At 63.6% G+C, this 25,215-nt stretch carries 23 protein-coding genes and 2 pseudogenes; 13 read left to right on the plus strand and 12 right to left on the minus strand.

The annotated features are described in order from the left end of the window. Positions 1-69: 69 nt before the first annotated feature. Positions 70-711 carry a LysE family transporter gene (locus P7C00_RS27165; RefSeq protein ID WP_346633785.1) on the minus strand — a complete coding sequence of 214 codons (642 nt, stop codon included), beginning with the start codon at positions 709-711 and terminating at the stop codon, positions 70-72. Between the two features lie 237 nt (positions 712-948). Here P7C00_RS27165 and P7C00_RS27170 point away from each other — a divergent pair, with 237 nt between their 5' ends. The 4 genes from P7C00_RS27170 to P7C00_RS27185 all read left to right on the plus strand — a co-directional run bounded on the left by P7C00_RS27170 (position 949) and on the right by P7C00_RS27185 (position 5,335). Next, complete coding sequence (locus tag P7C00_RS27170) at positions 949-1,758, plus strand: AraC family transcriptional regulator (RefSeq protein WP_346633784.1); 810 nt, start codon at positions 949-951, stop codon at positions 1,756-1,758. Positions 1,759-1,838: 80 nt separating this feature from the next. After that, positions 1,839-2,225 (plus strand): cupin domain-containing protein, encoded by a 387-nt coding sequence (locus P7C00_RS27175; protein ID WP_346633783.1) that lies wholly within the window; start codon positions 1,839-1,841, stop codon positions 2,223-2,225. 258 nt (positions 2,226-2,483) lie between these two features. Then, complete coding sequence (locus P7C00_RS27180; RefSeq protein ID WP_346633782.1) at positions 2,484-3,098, plus strand: biliverdin-producing heme oxygenase; 615 nt, start codon at positions 2,484-2,486, stop codon at positions 3,096-3,098. Beyond that, positions 3,095-5,335, plus strand: coding sequence for an ATP-binding protein (locus P7C00_RS27185; protein ID WP_404937661.1), 2,241 nt, complete (start codon positions 3,095-3,097; stop codon positions 5,333-5,335). Before P7C00_RS27180 ends, P7C00_RS27185 begins: the two co-directional genes overlap by 4 nt. 36 nt (positions 5,336-5,371) lie before the next feature. Here the strand turns inward: P7C00_RS27185 and P7C00_RS27190 are convergent, their stop codons facing one another. After that, complete coding sequence (locus P7C00_RS27190; RefSeq protein WP_053160043.1) at positions 5,372-6,271, minus strand: LysR substrate-binding domain-containing protein; 900 nt, start codon at positions 6,269-6,271, stop codon at positions 5,372-5,374. Positions 6,272-6,373: 102 nt separating this feature from the next. On the opposite strand from P7C00_RS27190, the gene P7C00_RS27195 reads away from it, so the two are divergent. After that, positions 6,374-7,303: a DMT family transporter gene (locus P7C00_RS27195; RefSeq protein WP_346633780.1), complete on the plus strand. Its 930-nt coding sequence runs from the start codon at positions 6,374-6,376 to the stop codon at positions 7,301-7,303. A gap of 7 nt (positions 7,304-7,310) precedes the next feature. On the opposite strand, the gene P7C00_RS27200 is transcribed toward P7C00_RS27195, so the two are convergent. Next, on the minus strand, positions 7,311-8,717 hold the full coding sequence (locus tag P7C00_RS27200; protein WP_346633779.1) for an MFS transporter: 1,407 nt from the start codon (positions 8,715-8,717) through the stop codon (positions 7,311-7,313). Between the two features lie 97 nt (positions 8,718-8,814). Here P7C00_RS27200 and P7C00_RS27205 point away from each other — a divergent pair, with 97 nt between their 5' ends. After that, positions 8,815-9,699, plus strand: coding sequence for a LysR family transcriptional regulator (locus tag P7C00_RS27205; RefSeq protein ID WP_346633778.1), 885 nt, complete (start codon positions 8,815-8,817; stop codon positions 9,697-9,699). Between the two features lie 7 nt (positions 9,700-9,706). On the opposite strand, the gene P7C00_RS27210 is transcribed toward P7C00_RS27205, so the two are convergent. Together P7C00_RS27210 and P7C00_RS27215 are read right to left on the minus strand one after the other, a co-directional pair. After that, entirely contained in the window at positions 9,707-10,213 is a 507-nt protein-coding gene (locus P7C00_RS27210) for a YbaK/prolyl-tRNA synthetase associated domain-containing protein (protein WP_346633777.1), read from the minus strand. A gap of 69 nt (positions 10,214-10,282) precedes the next feature. Then, the gene (locus P7C00_RS27215; RefSeq protein ID WP_346633776.1) at positions 10,283-11,185 is read right to left on the minus strand and encodes a LysR family transcriptional regulator; all 903 of its coding nucleotides are present in this window, start codon (positions 11,183-11,185) and stop codon (positions 10,283-10,285) included. A 95-nt stretch (positions 11,186-11,280) separates the two neighbouring features. Between P7C00_RS27215 and P7C00_RS27220 the strand changes: the two genes are divergently transcribed. Then, on the plus strand, positions 11,281-12,363 hold the full coding sequence (locus tag P7C00_RS27220) for an SDR family oxidoreductase (protein WP_346633775.1): 1,083 nt from the start codon (positions 11,281-11,283) through the stop codon (positions 12,361-12,363). A 1-nt stretch (position 12,364) separates the two neighbouring features. Here the strand turns inward: P7C00_RS27220 and P7C00_RS27225 are convergent, their stop codons facing one another. Continuing rightward, entirely contained in the window at positions 12,365-12,970 is a 606-nt protein-coding gene (locus P7C00_RS27225; RefSeq protein ID WP_404937662.1) for a flavin reductase family protein, read from the minus strand. A 162-nt stretch (positions 12,971-13,132) separates the two neighbouring features. Between P7C00_RS27225 and P7C00_RS27230 the strand changes: the two genes are divergently transcribed. The 3 genes from P7C00_RS27230 to P7C00_RS27240 all read left to right on the plus strand — a co-directional run bounded on the left by P7C00_RS27230 (position 13,133) and on the right by P7C00_RS27240 (position 15,506). Then, a complete protein-coding gene (locus P7C00_RS27230) occupies positions 13,133-13,906 on the plus strand; it encodes an SDR family oxidoreductase (RefSeq protein WP_346633773.1) in 774 nt (257 codons plus the stop codon). 109 nt (positions 13,907-14,015) lie between these two features. Beyond that, a complete protein-coding gene (locus tag P7C00_RS27235) occupies positions 14,016-14,921 on the plus strand; it encodes a LysR family transcriptional regulator (RefSeq protein WP_346633772.1) in 906 nt (301 codons plus the stop codon). A gap of 57 nt (positions 14,922-14,978) precedes the next feature. Next, positions 14,979-15,506, plus strand: a complete 528-nt coding sequence (locus P7C00_RS27240; protein ID WP_346633771.1) for a GNAT family N-acetyltransferase — start codon at positions 14,979-14,981, stop codon at positions 15,504-15,506. Between the two features lie 57 nt (positions 15,507-15,563). Here P7C00_RS27240 and P7C00_RS27245 read toward each other — a convergent pair whose 3' ends face one another. The 4 genes and pseudogenes from P7C00_RS27245 to P7C00_RS27260 all read right to left on the minus strand — a co-directional run. Continuing rightward, positions 15,564-16,172, minus strand: a complete 609-nt coding sequence (locus P7C00_RS27245) for a methyl-accepting chemotaxis protein (protein WP_404940102.1) — start codon at positions 16,170-16,172, stop codon at positions 15,564-15,566. Beyond that, positions 16,155-16,880 (minus strand): annotated as a pseudogene (locus P7C00_RS27250) (PAS domain-containing protein); the annotation flags it as partial. The gene P7C00_RS27245 and the pseudogene P7C00_RS27250, both read right to left, overlap by 18 nt. 190 nt (positions 16,881-17,070) lie before the next feature. After that, positions 17,071-17,502, minus strand: coding sequence for a methyl-accepting chemotaxis protein (locus tag P7C00_RS27255; RefSeq protein ID WP_404940104.1), 432 nt, complete (start codon positions 17,500-17,502; stop codon positions 17,071-17,073). A gap of 162 nt (positions 17,503-17,664) precedes the next feature. Next, positions 17,665-18,441 (minus strand): annotated as a pseudogene (locus tag P7C00_RS27260) (PAS domain-containing protein); the annotation flags it as partial. A gap of 166 nt (positions 18,442-18,607) precedes the next feature. Here P7C00_RS27260 and P7C00_RS27265 point away from each other — a divergent pair. Then, the gene (locus P7C00_RS27265; RefSeq protein WP_404937663.1) at positions 18,608-19,102 is read left to right on the plus strand and encodes a RidA family protein; all 495 of its coding nucleotides are present in this window, start codon (positions 18,608-18,610) and stop codon (positions 19,100-19,102) included. 24 nt (positions 19,103-19,126) lie between these two features. On the opposite strand, the gene P7C00_RS27270 is transcribed toward P7C00_RS27265, so the two are convergent. Further along, on the minus strand, positions 19,127-19,459 hold the full coding sequence (locus P7C00_RS27270; protein ID WP_404937664.1) for a DUF2790 domain-containing protein: 333 nt from the start codon (positions 19,457-19,459) through the stop codon (positions 19,127-19,129). 330 nt (positions 19,460-19,789) lie between these two features. Between P7C00_RS27270 and P7C00_RS27275 the strand changes: the two genes are divergently transcribed. Together P7C00_RS27275 and P7C00_RS27280 are read left to right on the plus strand one after the other, a co-directional pair. Beyond that, complete coding sequence (locus P7C00_RS27275) at positions 19,790-21,118, plus strand: OprD family porin (protein ID WP_404937665.1); 1,329 nt, start codon at positions 19,790-19,792, stop codon at positions 21,116-21,118. Positions 21,119-21,294: 176 nt separating this feature from the next. Beyond that, positions 21,295-21,513 carry a hypothetical protein gene (locus P7C00_RS27280; protein ID WP_346633765.1) on the plus strand — a complete coding sequence of 73 codons (219 nt, stop codon included), beginning with the start codon at positions 21,295-21,297 and terminating at the stop codon, positions 21,511-21,513. Between the two features lie 558 nt (positions 21,514-22,071). Here the strand turns inward: P7C00_RS27280 and P7C00_RS27285 are convergent. Continuing rightward, positions 22,072-25,209, minus strand: a complete 3,138-nt coding sequence (locus P7C00_RS27285) for a CusA/CzcA family heavy metal efflux RND transporter (protein ID WP_346633764.1) — start codon at positions 25,207-25,209, stop codon at positions 22,072-22,074. Between the last annotated feature and the right edge of the window lie 6 nt (positions 25,210-25,215).

The following is a 25,215-nucleotide window of genomic DNA, read 5'->3' on the forward strand; positions in this document are numbered from 1 at the left end:
GTCTCCTGATACGGGGACGGGTCGTCCTTGTTGGGGGGCATATCCTGGCCAGCGCAAGGCGCCGGCCGTTCAGCGGTTGGCCAGCAGATGCCCGCCAAACAGCACATAACAACCACCGGCCAGACGGTCCAGCCAGCGACGGGCCCGGGCGTAGAACCCGGCCACCCGGCTGCTGGCGAAAAACAGCGCCACGCAGCAGTACCAGGACAGCGACAGGCCGGCCATGGTCAGCACTGCCAGCCCAAGCAGCAGAGGTGGCGGGGAAGCCGGCATCGACGTGGCAAAGATAGTGGCCACGAACAGCGCCGACTTGGGGTTGGTCATGTTGCCGAGAAAGCCCAGCCGGTAGGCCGAGAACAGGCTGCGCTCAGCATGGACCGCGCCATTGGCGGTTGGATTATCCAGGGCCGGTTTGCGCTTGAACTGCTTGAGCCCCAGGTAGATCAAGTAACAGCCACCGGCAACCTTGAACAACACGAACAGCGCCGGCGCCGCGCTGAACAGCGACTTGATGCCCAAGCCTCCCGCCAGCCCCCAGAGCACGGTGCCGCTGGCCACCCCCAGGGCGGCGAACAGACCATGGCGCCGCGAGTTGCCCGCCGCCAGTTGTGCGGTGGTGAAAAAGTTCGGTCCGGGGGTGATCACCGCCACGCTCCAGAGCAGGGCCAGCGACAACAGCGGGGCAAGGTAAACCAGGTGTGGGGCGTGCATGAGTGCGAGTTGCCGTAAAGGGGTCCGGGGGAACGACGCTACTCCACTCGCGCCTGCCCAGGCAACCGCCGATTGGCCTCGAAACCCGGCTCAGGCAATAGGCCGCGCGGCACCGGAGCCCTCCTGCAAGGCCCCCGGCTTCCGGCATCACCGCCACGGCGTGAACCGAGGGGCAAGACAGCCAGCGCGCCCCTGAGTTAACGTACCGCCCTCGGTTTCATCCATCAGGACCGTTCCATGGCCAAACCCGCAGCTGTCACCGACTGGGTTCACCGCGCGCCGCCCGCCCGGGGCCTGGAGCGCATCGAGGCGTATTTCGCCGGCCATGGCTATGACATGCACCGCCACGACACTTACGCCATCGGCCGCACCCTGCGCGGGGTCCAGAGCTTCCAGTACCGCGGCGGCTGGCGCCATAGCCTGCCCGGCGCCACCATGGTCCTGCACCCCGATGAAGCCCACGACGGCGAGGCCGGCACCCATGACGGCTTTCACTACCGCATGCTGTATGTCGAGCCGGCGCTGATCCAGCAGATCCTCGGCGGCCAGCCCCTGCCCTTCATTACCGGCGGCCTGTCCAACGACCCGCGACTGTTCGCCGCTACCGAGGCCCTGCTGCGCGGGGTCGAAAGCCCCATGGACCCGCTGGAACAGGAAGACGCCCTGTTCGACCTGGCCCATGCCCTGAACAGCGTCTCCGGGGTCGCCCAATCGCGGCAGCGCTTCGACTATGTGGCGGCCGAGCGAGCCCGGGAATACATTCACAGCGCCCTGGACCGTACCCTGACCCTGGAGGAACTGGCGGCCCACAGCGGGCGTGACCGCTGGAGCCTGTCCCGGGATTTTCGCCTGCTGTTCGGCACCAGCCCCTACCGTTACCTGAGCATGCGCCGCCTGGACCTGGTCCGCGCGCTGCTGGTGCAGGGCCAGACTCTGGCCAACGCCGCACTGATCGCCGGCTTCACCGACCAGAGCCACATGACCCGGCAGTTTCGCCAGACCTACGGCCTGCCACCGGCACGCTGGCTGAAGATGCTCGGCCGCTGAGCCACACACGATCGTTCAAGAAACCTTCGCCCCTGGCTGTTTACCCTCAGTGCTCATTCATCACTGAGGTGGACCGCAACATGCAAAACCCTGCCCCGCAAAACGCCTACCAGAGCATCAACTTCGCCCAGAAACTCGGCCTGTTCAGCGAACACTGGACCCCCAAGGTGATCGCCGAGATGAACGACTACCAATTCAAGATCTCCAAGCTGCAGGGAGAGTTCGTCTGGCACTGCCACGCCGACACCGATGAAACCTTCATCGTGCTCGAGGGCCTGCTGCACATCGACTTCCGTGACGGCCGGGTGACCATTGGCAGTGGCGAGATGTTCGTGGTGCCCAAGGGCGTCGAGCACAAGCCCTGGGCCGAACAGGAGGTCAAGCTGCTGCTGATCGAACCCAAGGGCGTGCTCAACACCGGCGATCAGGGTGGCGAACGCACCGCCCAGAACGACGTCTGGATCTGACCCTCACCGCAGAATCCGCGAGACGGAAAAAGGAATTTCTGCCTCATTAACGGAGTCAGACACAGCAACACGTCATCGATCAACTACCCTTTGCCGACCAATGGTGCGTCAAAAACTGTACGTCGGTGCAAAAAGCACAGGTAGAGTGACGCTCTCATTTTTCTGTGCGATGGCTCTAGTGCAGGGACTACAGCCTGGTCCCGGCTTTCGATGACGCCCATGGCGCGTCCATTACCTGTTGCGACCCCTGATCCCTGAATGCCCAAACCGCACCAAAACACTGCCGCTCCCACCCTGCTTCAAGACCTGCGCGCCGGCACCGCGACCTTGCACGTAGCCCTGGAAAAACGCCTGCCGTTCTTCTCCGAGCATCTTGATGGCGCCTGGTATCGACGCCTGATCCAGGCCTACTACGGCTTCTATCAGCCCCTGGAGGCGGCCCTGCATGACAGCGGCCTGATCCCTGCGGGCTACGATCCGAGCCAACGCCTGAAGACCCCGGCCCTACGAGGGGATCTGCATGCCCTGGGCTTGAATGCAGCCAGCATCGAGGCCCTGCCCCGCTGTGAGCAACTGCCGCACCTGAGCAGCGCCGGTGCCTGCCTCGGCACCCTCTACGTACTGGAAGGCGCGACCCTGGGCGGACAGATCCTGCGCCGGGAGATGGCCCAACGCCTGGATCTCGACGCCGATAACGGTGGCGCTTTTCTGGACATCTATGGCGCGGCCACCGGCCGGCGCTGGAAGGACTTTCTCGATTATTTGGGGCGCATGCCCGAAGACGCGAAGGCACGCCAACAAGTGGTCAGCGCCGCGCAATCCACATTTGCCTGTTTCGAACGCTGGCTCGACCGCCGCGAGGTGCTGCTATGACCCCACAAGACTCCCAAGCCTTCGAAAAGCTACTGGCCAACTGCGCCAACGAGCCGATCCGCTCCCCGGGAGCGATCCAGCCCCACGGTGTGTTGCTGACCCTGTCCGAGCCGCAACTGCGCATCCAGCAGATCAGTGCCAACGTCGACATCCTATTGGGTCGGCCGGCCGAACCGCTGCTGGGTCAGCCCCTGGAGCAATTGCTGGGAGAAGCGAATGGCCAACGCATCCGTGAGGTGCTGCAACTGGATCGGCTGTTCGATGCCCCGCCGCTGCACCTGTCACTCAACGGCACACACTTCGAAGGCTTGCTGCATCGCCATCAGGGGGTGCTGATGCTGGAGCTGGAAATCCAGCCCGATCACCCGCAACACCAGCACCTCAAGCAGCAGACCGAGAATCTCGGGCGCCTGCTGCGGCGCCTGCAAGCGGCCAAGACCTTGCACGAGCTGTACAGCATCAGCGTCGCCGAGATCCAGGCCATGACCGGCTACGACCGGGTGCTGATCTACCGCTTCGAAGAGGAAGGCCACGGCCAGGTGATCGCCGAAGCCACCCGCCCCGACATGGAGGTGTTCAACGGCCTGTTCTTCCCCGCTTCGGACATTCCGCAACAGGCGCGCGAGCTGTATCGCAGCAACTGGCTGCGGATCATCCCCAATGCCGACTACCAGCCAGTGCCGCTGCTGCCGACCCTGCGTCCGGACACCCAGGAGGCCCTGGACCTGAGTTTCGCCACCCTGCGCAGTGTGTCGCCGATCCACTGCCAGTACATGAAGAACATGGGCGTGCTGTCGTCCATGAGCATTTCCCTGCTCAAGGACGATCAGCTCTGGGGCCTGATCAGCTGTGGCAACCGCCAGCCGCTGCTGGTGCCCCACGAGCTGCGCATTGCCTGCCAGACCATCGGCCAGGTGCTGTCGTTGCAGATCAGTGCCATGCAAGCCCTGGACATCAGTCGCCAGCGAGAAGAAAAAGTCGCCGCCCTGGCCAGCCTCGACCAGGCCATGCGCGACTCCCCCGACAGCGTCTTCGACGGCCTGGCCCAGGCGTCGCAACAGCTGCTGGAACTGACCCAGGCCGGTGGCGTGGCGATCATCGAGGACAAACAGCTGCACTGCTTCGGCAACTGCCCGCCCCAGGACGAAATCCGCGCCCTGTACCGTTGGCTGCAAGGCACCGGGCAAGCGGTGTTCGCCAGTCATCACCTGGCCAGCGTCTACCCGCCGGCGGCGAGTTATCAACAGGTCGCCAGCGGCGTCCTGGCCATGAGCCTGCCCAAGCCTGTGGATAACGGCGTGCTGTGGTTCCGCCCCGAAGTGAAGGAAAACATCAACTGGAGCGGCAACCCGGAAAAACCCCTGGACCTGGAAAACTCAGACGCCGGCCTGCGCCTGCGGCCACGCACCTCGTTCGAGATCTGGAAAGTGGAGATGGCCGGCATTTCCAGCAAGTGGAGCCACGGCGATCTCTTCGCCGCCAACGACCTGCGCCGCTCGGCCCTGGAAAACGACCTGGCGCGCCAGGTACTGCGTGAACAACAGGCGGTGCGCGCCCGGGACGAGCTGGTGGCGGTGGTGTCCCACGACCTGCGCAATCCGATGACGGTGATTTCCATGCTCTGCGGCATGATGCAAAAAGCCTTCAGCTCCGACGGCCCACACACGTCACGGCGCATTTCCTCGGCCATCGACACCATGCAACAAGCCGCCAGCCGCATGAACAACCTGCTGGAGGACTTGCTGGATACCTCGAAGATCGAAGCCGGGCGCTACAGCATTGCGCCGCAGCCGCTGGAGGTCAGCCAGATCTTTGAAGAAGCCTATTCGCTGCTGGCGCCCCTGGCTCTGGACAAGGCCATCGACATCAGCTTTCACGCCGAGCCGGACCTGACCATCAATGCCGACCCCGAGCGGTTGTTCCAGGTGCTGTCGAACCTGGTGGGCAACGCCATCAAGTTCACCCCCAAGCAGGGCAAGGTCGGGGTGGTGGCGATGTCCGACGGCGAGCAGATCGTATTCAGCGTCCGCGACACCGGGGAAGGCATTCCCGCCGATCAGCTACCGTTCATCTTCGATCGCTACTGGACCCTGAAGGAAGGCAACCCCAACGGCACCGGCCTGGGGTTGTACATCACCCAGGGCATCATTCATGCCCACGGTGGCAAGATCGAGGCCCACAGTGAAGTGGGCAAGGGCAGCGAGTTCCGCTTCAGCGTGCCCCGGGCCAGCCTCTAGACCGCACTCCGGGGCTCCCTGCCGAGCCCCGCCCCCTCATTCAACAGATTGCGCCACCAGCCAGTCGCGAAACAGCTGGCCGCTGGCGGACAGGCGCTTGTGCCGCACATGCACCAGAAAGTCTGCCTGCCCAGTGCGAAACGCCCACTGGCCGACGCGCTGCAACTCGCCTTGGGCCACCAACTCACTGGCCATGAAATCCCAGCCCAGGCCAACGCCCATGCCCTGCTGCACAGCACTGAACATCAGCGTCAATTGGTTGAACCCCATGGCCCCTGGCGGCGCGCTGTAGTCCAGCCCGAAATGCCGGAACCAGTCGCGCCAGTCGATGCAGTTCCAGGCCGAGGCATCCAGCTGGATCAAGGGCAGTTCGGCCAGTTGTGCCAGCGCGTCAATGGCCGGCAACTCCAGGCGCCGGCTGGCGATGGGATAGACCATCTCGGCGAACAACGGCGTGGCGGTCAGGGACGACCAGTGCCCGGCGCCGTAGAGAATGGCGAAGTCGTGCTCGGCCACGCTGGACTCGTCCATGTCGTTGTTGGCGTGGATGCTCACGGTGATGTCCGGGTGTTGTTTGTTGAACGCCAGCAAGCGCGGAAACAACCAGAACTGTGCCACTGCATGGGTGCATTGCACGGTGATGGTGTTGGCGTCGCGCCCGGCCCGCAGACGGCTGACGCTGCGCAGTAACGCTTCCAACTGGGTACTGACCTCAGCAAACAGCGAGGCACCGCTGACGGTGAGTTTCACCCCCCGGGCCTGGCGCTCGAACAGCTCGGTCTTGAGCGACAGCTCCAGGGCACGAATCTGCTTGCTCACTGCACTCTGGGTCAGGCACAGCTCGGTGGCGGCGCGGGTGAAACTGGCGCTGCGTCCCACCGCCTCGAAGGTCACCAGGGTTTCCAATGGTGGTAAATGGCGGGCAAAGCGGCTCATCAGGCATTCCCCAAAAGAATAGGTGGGTGCCTATATATCCTTTGTCCGGTCGGTCAGCAATGACTAGGCTGCGCGCTTTGATGAATCGCTGCGAGTGTGTGCATGAAACGCGGAGTTGCTTACGCCGCCCTGGCCGGTGCGGTCTGGGGCCTGGCCATTGTGGTGCCCAGCCTGTTGCCGGAGTTCAGTCCGCTGATGCTCAGCTGTGCCCGCTTCACGCTGTATGGCGCATTCTCCCTGCTCCTGGCTGCGCCCCAGGCCCGGGAGCTGTTGCAACGCCTGACCTGGGGCGACGCCGCCTTGCTGGTGAAGCTGGCGCTGACCGGCAACCTGATCTATTTCATGCTCCTGGCCACTGCCATCCAGTGGGCCGGAGTGGCCAGCACCGCGCTGATCGTCGGCCTGCTGCCCCTGACCATCACTCTGGCCGGACGCGCCGACGCCGACGCGCTGCCCCTGCGCCGCCTGCGCTGGCCGCTGCTGCTGGTGTTCGCCGGCATCTGCTGCATCAACCTCGACACTCTGCTCACGGCACACAGCGATTCCGTGGAACTGGGTCAACGGGCCCTGGGTCTGCTCTGCGCTTTCGGTGCGTTGCTGTGCTGGACCTGGTTCGCCACCGACAACGCCCGTTACCTGAAGAGCAGCCGCTTCAACAGCGGTCAGTGGTCGACCCTGTGGGGCATCACCACCGGTCTGATGAGTGCCGTGGTCTGGCTGCTGGCCCAGGGCTTTTCACTGCCGGGTACCCAGATCGAGGCCAGCGATCAACGCTGGATGCTGTTCTGGGGCCTGAGCCTGTCCAGTGCCGTGTTGGGTTCCTGGTTCGGCAATCGCATGTGGAATGCCTCGACCCGGCGCTTGCCCTTGACCCTCAGTGGCCAGTTGATAGTGTTCGAGACCCTGTTCGCCCTGCTGTACGGCTTTATCTGCCTGCAACACCTGCCGAGCCTGATGCAAAGCTCGGCAGCCCTGCTGTTGCTGGCCGGGGTGCTGTGGGCCGTGCGCCGCCACTTGCCCCAGCCCGATTAAATCCCCCTCAGCCCTGGGCCACGGAACAGGCCGGCAAGGCCGCTGAGGCCCGGGGCAGGCGCAGCGCCAGGAGTGCCCCGAGCAAGGCCAGCAAGGCGCTGGCCGCAGTGGCCATTTCGATGCCATAAGCCTGGTTGCCCGTAGGGCTCAAGGTATTGGCCAGGGACACCAGCAACGCCAGCCCCAGCGCCCCGCCGATCTGCTGGCTGGTGGAGGCCACCCCCGCTGCCACCCCTTGCTCGGACGCAGCGATACCCTGCCCGGCCGAGACCCACATCGAGGTCCAGGTCATGCCCTGGCCGATGCTCATGACCACGATCCCCGGCAACAGGCCGACAAAACCGCTGCTGCCGGGCAAGGCCAGGTACATCATGCCGATGCCCACCGCCCCAAGCAGCAAGCCGCTGACCAGGGTCGCCCGCAAGCCGATACGCAGCAGCGCCCGCTCCGCCACCCAGATCCCGGCCGTGCACAGCAAGGTCGAAGGCAGGAACGCCAACCCGCTCTGCAACACGCTGAACTGGTAGACCTGTTGGAAATACAGGCTGAGAAAGTAGTACTGCACGCCAAAGCTGCTCATGAACAATGCGGTAATCACCATGGCCATGCGCAGTTGTGGATAACCCAGCAAGCGCAGCGGCATCAAGGGGTCCGGGCTGCGCTGTTCAAGTCGGACAAACAGCCAGAGCAACGCCAGGGACAGCATCAGGCAAGCCAGGGTCGCCGGCGCGGTCCAACCCCACTCCGGCCCCTGAACAATGGAAAACACCAGCAGAGTGCCCCCCAGTGTCACAGTCAGGGCACCGCGCAGATCGAACTGGCGACCGCGCTGGCGCGCCGGGTCGGCGGGAATCCAGCGCCGGGCCATCAGCGCGCAGGCACCGGCCAGGGGCACGTTGACCAGGAACACCGCTTCCCAGCCCCAGTACTGGGTCAACACCCCGCCCAGCAACGCCCCCAGGGCCAGCCCCGCCGCCGAGGCCGCGCTCCACACCGCAAAGGCGCGGTTACGTGCCGGGCCTTCGGCGTAGTAGGTGTTGATCAGGGCCAGGGTGGCCGGGAACAGCATCGCCCCGCCGACGCCCTGCACGGCCCGGGCCAGCACCAGCAACAGGGCGCTGCCTCCCAGGCCGCCGGCCAGTGACGCCAGGGCGTACAGGGACTGGCCAATGATGTAGAAACGCCGCTTGCCCAGCAGGTCCGCCGCACGCCCGCCCAGCAGCAGGAAACCGCCAAAGGCCACGCTGTAGGCACTGACCACCCATTGCAGTTGCTGAGCGGAGAACCCCAGACGCTGGCCAATGTCCGGCAGGGCAACAAAGACGATGGTGGCGTCCAGGGCGATGATCAACTGCGCGGTGGCCAGCAGTAACAGCATCCAACCCGACGGCTTGGTTAACGGGGTCGCGGACATCGCGAAAATCCTTGTATGAAATTAAGCGGCGGCCAGTGTCATCGATGCCGTTTAAATGATAAACAAGCCATTCTCTCTTTCAGTAATGACTTTAATCATGGATCTGAACGCCCTTCGCCTGTTGGTCCGCGTGGCCGAGACCCGCAGTTTCACCCGGGCCGCCGGCGACCTGGGGTTGACTCAATCCGGCCTGTCCCGGGCCATCTCCCGCCTGGAACAGCAACTGGGCGTGCGCCTGCTGCAGCGCAATACCCGCAGTGTCAGCCTGACCCCGGACGGCCAGGTCCTGGTGGACCGGGCAGGACCGCTGCTGGCGGAACTGGCCCATACCGAGCATCTGCTGCTGGACCGCCGGGACTCTCCCACCGGAGCGCTGAAGATCAGCACGCCCTCACTGTTCGGGCGCAAGGTAGTGATGCCGGTGATTGGCGAGCTGACCGCCCGCTATCCCGAGTTGAGCATCGAGGCGGTAATGACCGATCGGGTGGTGGACATCATCGACGAAGGCTTCGACGCGGTGCTGCGTACCGGGGTGATCAACGACCAGCGCCTGATCGCCCGGCCCCTGGCGCCCCTGCGCTGGGTAACCGTGGCGGCGCCGGCTTATCTGCAGCGCCATGGCACGCCCCGGCAACTGGCGGACTTGCAGCAGCACAACTGCCTGACCGTGCGTAACCTGCGCAGCGGCCGCCTGGTGGAATGGCAGTTCATGGACCAAGGCAAGCCCCTGGACCTGGCGGTCCAGGGACGGCTGATCTTCGACATCGGCGACGCCCTGGTGGACGCGGTGCTGGGCGGCTTCGGCATCGCCCAGTTGATGGAGTTCGCCGTGCGCGATGCCCTCGACGCAGGCCTTGTGGTGCCGGTTCTTCAGGCCCATGACGGACGCTGCCGGGAACTGTCCCTGGTCTACCCGCCCTCACGCCAATGCTCGCCGAAGCTCAACGCCTTTGCCGACGCCCTGGGGCAGGTGAGCTGGTAGCCAAGGCTCAGTCGGGGGCGGTGCTCTGGGCTTGCAGATCCTGGGTCACGTCCAGCAGACGAGGCTGGGCGATCCTCAGGTAGTCCTGGGTATCGAGCACCATGGACGCATCCAGGCGCCCGGCATTGAAAGCAACTTGCGCGTAGCGTTCGATCAGGTGCGGATCGACGATCAGCAGGATGCGCGGATCGAAACTCAGCGGTGGAATGGCACCGATCACACAACCGGTCAGTTCTCTGGCCAACTCCGCCGATACCAGTTGCGCCTTCTTGCCCCCCAGGGCCGCACCGACCTTTTTCATGTCGAGCTTCTGGTCCCCGGAGAGAATCACCAGCCCATACACATCACTCGCTCCCTTGAGACTGCAAAGCATGGCCTTGGCCCCCTGCCCCGGTTCGGTACCGCGAATCTCGGCAACCCGCGCCGACTGCCCTTCGGCCGGGTGCAGGATCACCCGATAGCGCGCCTGGTGGCTGTCCAGCAGGCTCACCAGACGCTGGAAAACTTCATGCATGTTCTGTCCTTGGAAAAGTCGCCAGGGGGTTGATTCAAGCATCCGCCGCCGCACCTGACCAGAGGCAGGCTACAAGCGCACCCGCTGCGCCAGGAAGTCGACGAACACCCGTACCCGCGACGGCACGTGGCCGCCCTGGCCGACATAGAGCGCATAAAAACTTTCCAGCGGCGCCTGGTTGAAGGCTTCCAGCACCGGCACCAGCCGGCCGCTGGCCAGGTCATCGGCGATGGTGAAGGCCGCCAGTTGCGCCAGCCCCGCGCCGTGCAACGCCAGATGGCGCAAAGCTTCGCCGTCGCTGGCCTGGACCCGGCCATTGGGCTGCAGCAGCTGGCTCTCGCCCGCCACGCCCAGGCGCCAGCCCGGCACTGCCCGGGCGTAGTCGAAGCCGAGCAAGTGGTGCGCGGCCAGATCCTCCAGGGTCTGCGGTACGCCGCAACGGGCCAGGTAGGCCGGGGAGCCGACGACAACGCCGCGGGTTTCCCCGAGCTTGCGGGCAATCAATTGCGAATCCGCCAGCGGCCCGGTACGGATCGCCACATCGGTCTGCTCCCCCAGTAGGTCCACCAGGGCATCGCTGTGCACCAGGTCCAGGGAAACTTCCGGGTACAGTTGAAGAAACTCCGCCACCAGGGGCGCCAGCACATGCAGGCCAAAGGACGCGCTGGTGTTGACCCGCACCCGGCCCACCGGGGCCCGGGCGCTGCTGGCCTCGCCTTCCACTTCACGCAGGTCCGCCAGCAGGCGCACGCTGTTTTCATAGAAGCCGCGCCCCTCCGGGGTCAGTTGCAACTGGCGCGTGGAGCGGTTGAGCAAGCGCACCCCCAGGCGTGCTTCAAGCCGCGCCAGCAACTTGCTCACCGAGGAAGGCGTCACCTGCTTCAATCGTGCCGCGGCCGACAAGCCGCCACACTCCACCACCGCGATAAAGGTTTCCATCTCGGCAAACCGGTTGATCTCGCTGCCCGCCATATGAATTCAACTCACAGATGCTGTGCCGGCCGGCAGTCTATTTCACTCAAGGGCCCGACTCTATGCTGGCGATCCCTTTATTCGAGGTATCCCCGATGAGCGTTTCAACTTCCCCGGACCGTCACTTGCTGGTGATCGGCGGCTATGGCGTGGTCGGCACCGCAGTGGTCGAGCTGATGCACCGTACCCCGGGCTGGCAACTGACCACCGCCGCCCGCCGCAGCCCACCAGCCAGCCTGCTGGACGGCAGCCCAGCACCGGCCCATCTCAGCGCCGACCTACTGGACGCCGCCGGCACCGCCCGCGCCTTTGCCGAACTGGGCAGCGTCACCGACCTGGTGTTCTGCGCCTACAGCGAGCGGGAAACCATGGCCGCCACAGTGGCACCGAACCTGGCGATGCTCGACCACAGCCTCCAGGCCCTGCGTCAGGCCGGGGCGAAACTGCGTCAGGTGGTGCTGATCGGCGGCGGCAAATCCTACGGTGAACACCTGGGGCCCTATAAGACGCCGGCCAGGGAGAGCGATCCGCGCTTCATGGGGCCGATCTTCTACAACGATCAGGAAGACCTGCTGTGGCGCGAAGCCGAACGCCAGGGTTTTGCCTGGACGGTGTTGCGCCCGGACGGAATCATGGGCCCCAGCCTCAACTCACCGATGAATATCCTCACCGGCATCGCCAGCTTCGCCGCCATCAGCCAGGCACTGCAGCTGCCGCTGCGCTTCCCCGGCAGCCTGCAGGCCTGGTCGGCGCTGCACCAGGCCACCGACTCCCGGGTGCTGGCCCAGGCCGTGCTCTGGGCCCTGACCTCACCGCAGGCACAGCAGCAGGTGTTCAACGTGACCAATGGCGATCACTTCCGCTGGCAGCACCTGTGGCCAGAAATTGCCGCTTTCTTCGGCCTGGACTGCGCAACACCGCAACCGATGCACCTGGGGGTGCAGATGGCCGACAAGGCACCGCTGTGGGCACGCATTGTCCAGGAGCAGCAGCTGCGCCCCACGCCCTGGGAACAGATTGCCGCCTGGCCCTTCGTCGATGGCTGGCTCAACGCCGGCTACGACATGGTGCAAAGCACCATCAAGATCCGCCAGGCCGGCTTTACCGGCTGCATCGACAGCCATCAGAGCGTGCTCGAACAGTTGCAGCGGCTGCGTGACTATCGGCTGATTCCCTGACTCAGGACTCGCCGGCCAAGGGCAACTGGTGACCGTCAATGGCGCCACCGATGGTCAGGAAGTGCCCGCCCGCCACATGGTGCAAAGTGCGCAGCGGGTCCTGACCGTCGAAGTGCCAACGCCCTTCGCTGAACACCCGGGCATCGGCCTGGGCGGCAATCACTTCGCCAAGGAACAGGTCGTACTGCTGGTGGTTGTGGGGCTCGGGCAACAGCCGGCATTCCAGCCAGGCTACGCAGCCTTGCAGCAGCGGAGCCTCAAGGGCCTGGCCGGCAAAGGTCGACAAACCATAGGCGGTAAACTTGTCGCGGCCGGCGTGGTTCAGCTCCAGTCCGGAGCTGTTGCCCAGGCTCTGCACAATGTCCACTTGAGCGGCGCAAGGCACGTTGAGAACGAAGGTGCCCGAAGCCTCCAGCAGTTGCCGGGTCCAGGTGGACTTGTCGAGTACCACCGCCACCTTCGGCGGCTCGAAATCCAGGGGCATGGCCCAGGCAGCGGCCATGATGTTGCGCTGGCCGCCCTGGGCGGCGCTGACCAGCACGGTCGGCCCGTGATTGAGCAGGCGGTAGGCCTTTTCCAAAGGGACCGGACGACGAAATGCGGGCATGGCAGGCTCCTGAAAAAATCCGATTGTAGCCCTATCCAGCCCCCGGGCAGACCACAGCATTAGATGGATTTTCTGGATAATCCGTCCAGCCGTCGACGGCTTATCCGTACCCCTCCAGAGACTAGACTCAGCCTTCACCTCAACCGTCGAAGGAGCCGCACCATGGCTGATCATTCCTTGAACAACAAAGTCGTGCTGATTGCCGGAGGGGTGAAAAACCTCGGCGGCCTGATTGCCCGTGACCTTGCCAGCCACGGGGCCAAAGCGCTGGCCGTGCACTACAACAGCCACGCCAGCCAGGCCGATGCCGAACGCACCCTGGCGGCGCTCAAGGCCCTGGGGGTCGAGGCCCACGCCTGGCAGGCCGACCTCACCAGCGCCGCTGCCGTGGAGCGTCTGTTCAGTGAGGTCAAGGCGCGCTTCGGCAAGATCGACATCGCCATCAACACCGTGGGCAAGGTGCTGAAAAAACCCATAGTCGACATCAGCGAAGACGAGTACGACCAGATGTTTGCGGTCAATGCCAAGAGCGCTTTCTTCTTTATCAAGGAAGCCGGCAAACACCTGGAGGACAACGGCAAGCTGGTGACCCTGGTGACTTCGCTGCTGGGGGCCTTCACCCCGTTCTATGCCGCCTACGGCGGTTCCAAGGCACCGGTGGAACACTTCACCCGGGCCGCGGCCAAGGAGTTCGGTGCCCGGGGCATCTCGGTCACCGCTGTAGGACCAGGTCCCATGGACACGCCGTTCTTCTACCCTGCCGAAGGGGACGACGCCGTGGCCTACCACAAGAGCGCCGCGGCGCTGTCGCCTTCGAGCAAGACTGGACTCACCGATATCGAGGACGTGGTGCCCTTCATTCGCCATCTGGTGACCGAGGGTTGGTGGATCACCGGCCAGACCTTACTGATCAACGGCGGCTACACCACCAAGTAATCCTGGCGTTCAAGGGGTAAATTGGCCTGCCGAGCCGCTGCATCGATCGCCTCGGACGATGCAGTAATTCACTGCCGCTCGGCGTCCCCGAACCAGGATCGTTCATACGATGGATAAGCTTGAACAATACCGCGTGTTCATCCAGGTGGCCGACATGGGCAGCTTCATCAAGGCTGCCCATGCTCTGGAGCTGCCACGGGCCACCGTCTCCTCCGCCGTGCAGCAACTGGAAACCGGCCTCGGTACTCGCCTGCTGCACCGCACGACCCGGCATGTGCAATTGACCGCCGACGGCGCCATCCTCCTGGAGCGGGCTCGGCGCCTGCTGGCGGATGCATCCGAACTCAGCCAACTGTTCCACCATCGCCAGGTGGACGTCAGCGGGCGCTTGAACATCGACGTGCCCAGCCGTATCGCCCGGCGCCTGATCGTACCTGCCCTGCCCCAATGGCTGGCGCAATACCCGGGCCTGCAACTGTCCCTGGGGGCCAGCGATCGCAGCATCGACCTGGTCCAGGAAGGCATCGACTGCGCGATCCGCGTCGGCAGCCTGGCGGACAGCAGCCTGATCGCCCGCCCCCTCGGGCGCCTGGCACTGATCAACTGCGCCAGCCCCGCCTACCTCGCCGAACAAGGCGAACCCCACACGCCCCAGGATTTGCAGAACGGCCAGTGGATGGTCGGTTACGCCTCCCCGGACACTGGCCGCGAACAGCCCTGGGAATACCTGCTGGAAGGTCGCGAGCACCTGCTGGGCCTGCCCAGTCGGGTGATCGTCAACAACGTCGAGAACTACATTGCCTGCTGTCGCCAGGGCCTGGGGCTGATCCAGGTGCCGCGCTTCGATGTGCAGCACCTGCTGGAGCGTGGCGAATTGGTGCAGGTGCTTCATGAACTGCCGGTGGCGCCCATGGAAATCAGCGCACTGTACCCCGACCGCCGCCATCGCTCGCGCCGTCTCAATGTGTTTATCGAATGGTTCGCCGAGCTGATCAAACCGCACCTGGAGGCTTGAAGCCGACCTGCAGAACGTGAGATGAAGGCGCCTTCAACGGATTGAGGCCACCGGACCATGACGCACCTGTACATCACCGCCCCACAGCCTGACGACGTGCATGAACTGCTGACTTTTGAAGAAGAAAACCGCGCTTTTTTCGAAGCCTCGATCAACGCCCGACCCGCTGCGTACTACTGTGCCGAAGGCGTCGCCGAGGCCATCGCCCAGGCTCGACAGGACGCCGAAGCGGATCGCGGCTATCAATTCCTGATCCGTGAAAACTCACAGCTGGTGGGACGCATCAACCTGCACCGGGTGCAGCGCCCCTATTTCAATTGCGCCGAACTGGGCTATCGAGTGGGCGCCCGTTTCAACGGTCGCGGCATCGCCCGGGCAGCGGTGGAGCAAGTCCTGCAACGAGCCTTCGGGGAGTTGCAACTGAGCCGTATCGAAGCCAACGCCCGACCGGAGAACCTCGGCTCGGTGCGCGTACTGGAGGCGTCCGGGTTCTCCTGCTACGGCCATTCACGCCGCAGCTTCCTGCTGCACGGGCAGTGGTTCGACCGTTTGCATTACGAATGCCATGGGCCGTTGCAGCACTGAGACCCTCCGCGTCCGCTGGGCCAGGCGGACGCGAAACTTGAACCCTCAGCGTGGCACTCAGTTGGACAGCTGACTGGCAAACTGCCCCACCGCGCCCACCACTTTCTGCGCACCGTCCTGGATCTCGACAATCACCGTGCCGGCCTCCGCCGCCAGGGTCAGGCCCTGCTCGGCCTGCTGCCGACCTTCGGCCATCAGCTCCACGGCCGAGCGGGCCATGTCCTGGTTGTGCCGGACCACACCGACGATTTCGTCGGTGGCCTTGCTGGTACGCGAGGCCAGTTGTCGGACCTCATCGGCGACCACGGCGAAACCGCGCCCCTGTTCACCGGCCCGAGCGGCCTCGATGGCCGCGTTGAGGGCCAGCAGGTTGGTCTGTTCGGCAATCCCGCTGATGGTCTTGACGATGCTGCCAATCACCAGGGACTGCTCGTTCAAGGCTTCGATACCGTCACCGGCCTCTTGCATGCACTTGGCCAGGTCACGCATCACGTCCAGGGTTTCGGTGACCACTGCCGAGCCGCGCTGGGCACTGGTGTCGGTTTGCCGGGAGATGCTGTAGGCGATGTCGGCGGCCTCGGCCACCGAGCGTTCCTGATTCACCTGATCAGTGATCAGGGTGGCGAACTTCACCACCTTGTAGAGTTGGCCGCTGGCATCCAGCACCGGGTTGTAGGAGGCGTCTAGCCACACGACCCGGCCCTGGCTGTCGATACGCTTGAAGCGGTCGGCGACATACTCGCCAGCGTTCAAGCGCGCCCAGAACTCCTGGTACGACGCCCCTTCATATTCCTGGGGTTCGCAAAACAGACGGTGGTTCTGCCCCTGGACTTCATCGAGGCGGTAACCCATGCACGCCAGAAAGCGCGGGTTGGCGGTCAGCACCCGGCCTTGCAGATCGAACTCGATCACCGCCGTGGAACGCAGCAACGCCGCCATCAGGTTTTCATGCTCGCAGGCGCTTTCCACCGACGCCGTCTGGTCGGTGCAGATCAAGGTGTAATGGTCGAGCCGCCCGGCACCGTCGCGAATCGGCTGAACACAGGTATGCAACCAGGCATCGCGGCCGTTGCCACGCTGCAGGCGCAGTTGACCGACATAGCTTTCATTGCGGCCCAGAGCCGACTTGAAGGCACGGTACAGCTCAGTCGCTTGTGGGTGGCGCGACACGATGCGCTCCAGGGAGTGTCCACAGAGCTGTTGGCCGTCGAGGTCCAGCACTTGAGTGAAGTTCTGGTTGATCCGGCGGATCATCCCCTCGCCATCGAGCTCGATGCTGAGCACCTGGGTTTCCAGACAGGCCTTGAACTGCTGCAGAGCATTGAACTCGTCGCTCAAGGTGGCAAGCTGTTGCTTCAAACGTTTGTTGAACATGGATACACCGACAGACTGAGAGTGGATACAGCGATCCTCTTGCCATCGGCGCCCCGTAACCTTTCTCCAAGCCGTGTTCGGCGTTTCAGAATATTCTTAAGGCCTCTTCGGAAACATCCTAAAGGCTGTCGGGGCCGGCGAGCGCCGCCCCGGGAGGATGAGCTGTGCCCCGTCACCGGGGCCCCACGACTCAGGTCGACAGTTGATTGGCGAACTGCCCGACCGCGCTCACCACTTTCTGTGCGCCGTCCTGGATCTCGACGATCACCGTGCCGGCTTCCGCGGCCAGGGCCAGGCCCTGCTCCGCCTGCAGCTTGCCTTCGGCCATCAACTCCACGGCTTCACGCGCCATGTCCTGGTTCTGCCGGACCACGCCGACGATTTCCTCGGTGGCCTTGCTGGTACGCGAGGCCAATTGCCGGACCTCATCGGCGACCACGGCAAAGCCCCGTCCCTGCTCACCGGCACGGGCCGCCTCGATCGCCGCGTTGAGGGCCAGCAGGTTGGTCTGCTCGGCAATCCCGCTGATGGTCTTGACGATGCTGCCAATCACCAGGGACTGCTCGTTCAGGGCGCCGATGCCTTCGCCGGCGTCCTGCATGTGCTTGGCCAGATCACGCATGACGTTCACCGCCTCGGTGACCACCGTGGTGCCACGCTGGGCGCTGTTGTCGGTCTGCAAAGAGGTGCTGTAGGCAATGTTCGCCGCCTCGGCCACCGCCAGCTCCTGGTTCACCTGATCGGTGATCACCGTGGCGAACTTCACCACTTTGTAGAGCTTGTTGTTGGCATCCAGCACCGGGTTGTAGGAGGCCTCCAGCCAGACCACGCGACCATGGGCATCGATCCGCTTGAAGCGTTCAGCGATGAACTCCCCGGCATTCAGACGTCTCCAGAACGCCTGGTAGGCCGCGCTGTTGTACTCCTCCGGCTCACAGAACATGCGGTGATGCTTGCCCTTGATCTGCGCCAGGCTGTAACCCATGCCGACCAGGAAACGGTCATTGGCGGTCAGCACATGGCCATTGAGGTCGAACTCGATCAGCGCGGTGGAACGCATCAGCGCGCCGATCAGGTTCTCGTGCTCGCGGGAGGCTTCGATGGTGCGGGTCAGGTCGCTGGAAAAGATCGCGAAGTACTTGATCCGTCCCTCGGAGTCACGAATCGGCTGGGAAATGGAGCGCAGCCAGGCTTCCTCACCGTTGCCCCGCAGCAAGCGCACCGCCCCGGCAAAATGCTCGCCCCGTGCCAGGGTCGCCTTGAAGCGTTGATGGAACTCGTCGTGCTTGACGTGATCCGGAACGATGTCCTCCAGGGCACGGCCCACCAGATCACCCCCCTTGTAGAGCATTTCCTGGGCGAAGTTGTGGTTGACCGATTGAATCCGTCCATCGGCGCTCAAATTGATCACGAGCATCTCGCTTTCAAGACTTTCCTTCACTTGCTGAAGGCTCGAGAGTTCTTCACGAAGCGCCGACAGCTCTTGCTTCAAGCGTTTATTGAACATGAGGATGCACCGGGGGCGGGGGACTGAAAAAATAGGCTGCTTTGGGCCTAACATCGGCCCTGAAAGAATTTTCTTAATAGCAACTGCGACTTGTCCGACAAAAAAACTTCAACGGCAGACAAAGCCCGTCGATACGGGGCTTTCACCGAAGATTCATCGCCGCGTTGGAGCGCGTATAGTCGGCTTCGGGAAATTCCACGGCGATCGACGGAGTTGGACTATGGATGCAACACGCAAGACACTTTTCCAGCAGACGGCAGCCCGGATCGGGCACAGTTTCGAAGGCGAGATGCGCATTGGCGGCAACTATGTGCCGGCGGTGCGCAATGGTGATGAGGTCTATGTCAGCGGGCAGATCCCGCGCATCGAAAACACCGTGATGGTGGTCGGCCGGGTTGGCGCCGAGACCTCCCTGGAACAGGCCCGGCACGGGGCACAGATCTGTACCCTGCGAGCTCTGGCGATCCTGGAACAGATGCTGGGCGACCTGCAGCGGATCAAGCGCATTCTGCGAATCAACGTCTATGTGCAGAGCGCTGCGGATTTCACCCAGCAGAGCGAAGTGGCAGATGGCGCCTCAGAGATCCTGTATTCGGTCTTTGCCGAGGCCGGCGTGCACACACGCACTTCGCTGGGGGTCTATCAATTGCCGAAAAACGCCTCGGTGGAAGTCGACATGATCGTTGCCCTGCACCCCGAGCCGGGCGACGCCTGAGGGCACGGCATCAAGGGCCCAGAGTCAGCTGCCGTTGTTACGGCACTGACCCACGACCTGATATTCGAGGGTCTTGAGCTGGCCGGCGGAGTCTTCATAGGTCATGCGTGAGGGCACCACCTCGCAGGACTTGATCGGAGGCGTCACGTTGACCACCCTGGCGATATCCAGCGCCATACCATAGCGGTAGTTCTGCACCACCGGGGCCGGTTTGCCCTGGCTCGCGGCATAGCGCTCCATGGCCTTCTGGTTCTCCACCATGGCGCGGGTAAAGATGCGATCACCGCCGCCCTCGGCCAGAGCCAGGGAAGAAATGGACAGCAGCAGCGCGGCGATACTCAAGTTGAAAGGCTTCATGACAGTTTCCTCGTCCAGTTGACACCAGCGAGGATAAGGAACCGACCCTGTCAGAATGATCGCGGGCACATTACTTATCTGTAATGCCCCTTCAGGCAGCCTCGTCCCTCATCGCCAGAGCCCCTGTTCATAGGGGATTCAGAGGCTTTTGCCGACCGCTATCACGGCGCTTTCTTGCACAATTGTAATCACCGGGTCACCCCGCCGTTATCGACTGTTTGCAACTATCGACCGCGACTTTCATGGCGTTTCTGCGCCTGTCAGTCCCCCCAATAAGAACGCCTCTGGCGATATAAAAGTTGATAGCTGCCAACACTCAGGAGCGACCCCATGCGAATCAATCCCCCTCTGTCCCTGTCCGTGCTTGCCGCGGTACTGGGGCTGTGTCCCGTGGCGGCGGTAGCCGCCGAGGAACGGCCCGAAGGCTTTGTCGAAGGCAGCCGCCTCGACCTGCTGCTGCGCAACTTCTACTTCAACCGCGATGATCGCAAAGGCCAGTCCAGCCCCACCGGCAACGGCTACTCCGAAGCCTGGGCCCAGGGCCTGATCGGCAAGTTCGAGTCAGGCTTCACCCAGGGCACTGTCGGATTCGGCATCGATGCCTTCGCCATGTACGGCCTCAAGCTGGATTCCGGCACCGGTCGCAGCGGTGGCGGTGGCTCCTTCGGCATGCTGCCGGTGAACCACGACAACGAGCCCGCCGACGGCTACGGCAAGGCCGGGGGCGCGGTAAAACTGCGTGCCCTGGATACCACGCTGAAAGTGGGCGACGTGTTCCCCAAGACGCCGGTGGTGCACTACGGCGACTCGCGCCTGCTGCCGGAAAGCTTTCGCGGGGTGACCCTGGAGAACACCAGCATCGACGGCCTGGATTTGCAGGGCGGACGCCTGCACGCCATGAGTCAGCCCGACAGCAGTGGCATGCGCGATGGCTTCGCCACCTTCTACGCGGGCAAGGTGGATTCGCCCTGGGTCGGCTACTTCGGTGGCGACTACAAGCTCAACTCCAACCTCGGTTTCAGCCTCTACAGCAGCCGCCTGAAAGACGCCTGGGATCAGTACTACCTTGGCGTCACGGGCAATTATCCGCTGTCCGACGAGTTGAGCCTGTTCAGCGGCTTCAACTATTACAAGGCCGTGGATGAGGGCAAGAAACTGTTGGGCGAGTTCGACAACAACATCTGGAGCGCCAAGGTCGGCGCCACCTACGGCGCCCACACCCTGGCCCTGTCGCACCAGCGCAACAACGGCAACGACGACTTCGATTATCTGCGCCAGTCGGACTCGATCTTCCTCGACAACTCGATCCAGTACAGCGACTTCAACTCGCCCAAGGAGCGCTCGTGGATGGTCCGCTACGACCTGGACATGCAGACCCTGGGCATCCCCGGCCTGTCGTTCATGACCCGCTACGGGCGCGGCAGCGGCGCCGACTACAGCAACGCCAACTCGGTATATATGCGCCGCGACGCGGCGGGTGATCCGCTGACCGATCAACGTCGCTGGGAGCGGGACATCGAAGCCAAGTACGTGTTCCAGGGCGGCACACTCAAGGACCTGTCCCTGCGTATCCGCCAGGCGACCATCCGCTCCAGCCAGTTCGAGTCCGACCTGGAAGAGTTCCGACTGATCGTCGAGTACCCCCTGGCCCTGCTCTGAAGTACCTGGCCGGGCAGGTTGACGCCTGCCCGGTGTTAAAACTTCTTCACAGACTCATGGCTTTCAGAACTGTAATATCGGCCTCACCTTCTCGTTAGGTTGGTCTCCATATACTCCCGAACACACTCGAATCCGCCGTGATTCCCCCGGCCGGCGAGCTTGTCAGGAGAAGCACCATGGGTCCCACCCGACTGTTGTTGATCGGCCTTCTGGCCACTACCAGCTCCGCCATCTGGGCTGCTGATGGCAGCGAACGCCCACAGCAGGCCCGCCAAACCTTCCTGGCCAGCCAGGAACAGATTCACGGCGACGCCAACCAGGAAACAGCCGCCGCTGACACCGGCACTCCCCCTTGCGACGCTTGCGCATCCGCTGCGGCCGAGGAAGATATTTAACGGCGATTGCCTACCGAGCACATTCATCTCTTGAAGCGTTTTTTTGATGCTCCTTTGGAAAGAGATGAATTTTTAGCGTCCCGCATGGGGCGCTTTTTTTTGCCTGCCCATTGAGCAGCGTCCTGCAGGAACTGACTTGCCGGCGCAGACATCCTCAAGAACGCCTTCGCCGGCAAGCCGGCTCCTACAGAAATTGACGCGATGTGCCTGCCCTCCGTAGGAGCTGGCTTGCCAGCGAGGACACCCTCAAGATCGCCTTCGCCGGCAAGCCGGCTCCTACGAGAATTGACGCGATGTGCCTGCCCTCCGTAGGAGCTGGCTTGCCAGCGAGGACATCCTCAAGAACGCCTTCGCCGGCAAGCCGGCTCCTACAGGAATTGACGCGATGTGCCTGCCCTCCGTAGGAGCTGGCTTGCCAGCGAGGACACCCTCAAGATCGCCTTCGCCGGCAAGCCGGCTCCTGCAGGAAGTGACGCGATGTGCCTGTCCACCGTAGGAGCTGGCTTGCCAGCGAAGACGCCCGCAAGAGCACCTTCGCCAACAGTCCAGCTAGAGGGGCTAGTCCTCTTCCTTGCGATGCGCCCATTGATACAGCGCCGGCAAGACCAGAAGAGTGAGGATGGTGGAGGACAGGATGCCGCCAATCACCACGGTAGCCAGGGGCCGTTGCACTTCAGCGCCGGTGCCGGTGGCCAGGGCCATGGGGATAAAGCCCAGGGACGCCACCAGGGCGGTCATCAGCACCGGGCGCAAGCGGGTCAGGGCACCTTCATGAATAGCCATGGACAGGGAACGCCCCTCCTCCCGCAGGTTGCGGATGAAGGCAATCATCACCAGGCCATTGAGCACCGCCACCCCCGACAAGGCGATAAACCCCACCCCCGCCGAGATCGACAGCGGAATGTCCCGCAGCCACAGGGCCATGATCCCGCCGGTCAGGGCAAAGGGGATGCCGGTGAAGACCAACAGGCCGTCCTTGAGGTTGTTGAACATCATGAACAACAACCCGAACACCAGCAGCAGTGCTACCGGCACCACCACTTGCAAACGCTGGGACGCTTCCTGCAATTGCTCGAACTGGCCGCCCCAAGTGGTCCAGTACCCCGCAGGGACCTTGACCTTCTCGCCGATCAACGCCGTGGCTTCCTCGACGAAGGAACCGATATCGCGCCCGCGCACGTTGGCGCTGACGATCACCAGGCGCTTGCCGTTCTCGCGGCTGACCTGATTGGGACCCAACACCAGATCGAGACTGGCCACTTCCGACAGGGCGATAAAGCCGATCTGCCCATTGCCACTGCCCGCCGTCGCCGGGATCGGGATCAACAGCCGCGACAGGCCGTCAATGTCAGTACGCAACTGGTCGGACAGGCGCACCACCATATCGAAACGGCGGTCGCCTTCGTACAAGGTGCCGGCCTGGCGCCCGCCCACGGCCACCGCAATGGTGTCTTGCACATCGCCCACGTTCAGGCCGAAGCGCGCCGCCTTGTCGCGGTCGATATTGATGGTCAGTACCGGCAGGCCGGAGGTCTGTTCGACCTTGACTTCCGAGGCACCGGACAACCCCTGCAGGGCCGTGGCGATTTCATTGGCGGTCTTGTTCAGCACGTTCATGTCGTCCCCGAAAACCTTGACCGCCACATCGCTGCGCACCCCGGAAATCAGCTCATTGAAACGCAACTGGATCGGCTGCGACAGTTCATAGGCGCTGCCCGGCACCAAGGCGCTGGCGCGCTGGATATCGGCAATCAGCGCCTCCCGTGACTTGCCCGGGTCCGGCCATTGCGCCTTGGGCTTGAGCATCACGTAACTGTCGGAAATATTCGGCGGCATCGGGTCCGAGGCAATCTCCGCGGTGCCGGTGCGGGCAAACACCCGCTCGATCTCCGGCACCTGCGCCAGCAGGGTTTTCTCCAGGCGCTGCTGCATGTCCACCGATTGCGTGAGGCTGGTGCCGGGCACCCGCAGAGCCTGTTGGGCGAAGTCGCCTTCGCTGAGGCTGGGAATGAATTCACTGCCCATGCGGCTGGCCAGCAGACCGCTGCCCAACAGGATCGCCACGGCCAGGGCGAAGGTCGGCGCACGATGGCCCATGACCCAATCGAGCACCGGCGCGTAGCCGCGCTTGGCGCTGCGCATCAGCAGGTTTTCCTCTTCCTTGACCTTGCCGGTGACGAACAGCGCAATGGCCGCCGGGACGAAGGTCACCGAGAGGATCATCGCCCCCAGCAGAGCCATGACCACGGTGAAGGCCATGGGATGGAACATCTTCCCGGCCACCCCGGTGAGGGCGAAGATCGGCAGGTACACCACCATGATGATCAACTGACCGAAGATCAGCGCACGCCGGGCCTCCTTGGCTGCGGCGAAGACTTCATGCAGGCGTTCGGAGCGGGTCAGCATGCGGCCGTGGTGCTGCTGGGCATGGGCCAGGCGGCGGATGGCGTTCTCCACAATCACCACCGCGCCGTCGACGATGATGCCGAAGTCCAGGGCGCCGAGGCTCATCAGGTTGGCACTGACCTTATTGCTGAACATGCCGGTAAAGGTGAACAGCATCGACAGTGGAATCACCAGTGCGGTGATCAATGCGGCGCGGATGTTGCCCAGGAACAGGAACAGAATCACGATCACCAGCAACGCGCCTTCGAAGAGGTTCTTCTTCACCGTGGCGATGGCTTTTTCCACCAGGTTTGTGCGGTCGTACACCGTGACTGCCACCACCCCTTCAGGCAGCGAGCGGTTGATCTCTTCGAGCTTTTTCGCCACGGCCTGGGACACGCTGCGGCTGTTCTCGCCAATCAGCATGAACACCGTCCCCAGCACCACTTCCCGGCCGTTCTCGGTGGCCGCGCCGGTACGCAATTCGCGACCGATCTGCACCTGGGCGACATTGCGCACGCGGATCGGCGTGCCGTCGCTGCTGCTGATGACGATGTTGGCGATGTCCTCGATGGACGCCAGTTGCCCTGGCGCACGGATCAGCAACTGCTCGCCGCTGCGCTCGATATAGCCGGCGCCGACGTTGGCGTTGTTGCGCTCCAGGGCCGTCACCAGATCATTGAGGGTCAGCTTGTAGGCCGCCAGGCGCTTGGGGTCCGGAGCGATCTGGTACTCCTTGGCGAAGCCGCCGATGGTGTTGATCTCCGCCACGCCCTGAACGTTGCGCAGTTGCGGCTTGATGATCCAGTCCTGAATCACCCGCAAGTCGGTGGGGGTGTAGGGGGTGCCATCTTCCTTGCGGGCACCGTCCTCGGCCTCCACGGTCCAGAGGAAGATTTCCCCCAGCCCGGTGGAGATCGGCCCCATCACGGCCTCCACGCCTTCGGGCAGTTGCTCCCGAGCCACTTGCAAGCGCTCGTTGACCAATTGCCGGGCGAAGAACAGGTCGGTGCCGTCCTTGAAGATCACCGTCACCTGGGACAGTCCCGAGCGCGACAGCGAGCGGGTCTGCTGCAACCCCGGCAAGCCGGCCATGGCGGTCTCGATGGGAAAGGTGATGCGCTGCTCGGTTTCCAGGGGCGAGAACCCTGGCGCTGCGGAGTTGATCTGCACCTGGACGTTGGTGATGTCGGGGACCGCGTCGATCGGCAGTTTCTGGTAGCTGGCGATGCCGACCCCGGCCATCAACAGCACCGCCAGGAGGACGATGATGCGCTGCTCGATGGCGAATTGAATGATGCGCTCAAACATGGGAAA

It is taken from the genome of Pseudomonas sp. JDS08PS003 (assembly GCF_045013505.1).
Classification (GTDB): domain Bacteria; phylum Pseudomonadota; class Gammaproteobacteria; order Pseudomonadales; family Pseudomonadaceae; genus Aquipseudomonas; species Aquipseudomonas protegens_B.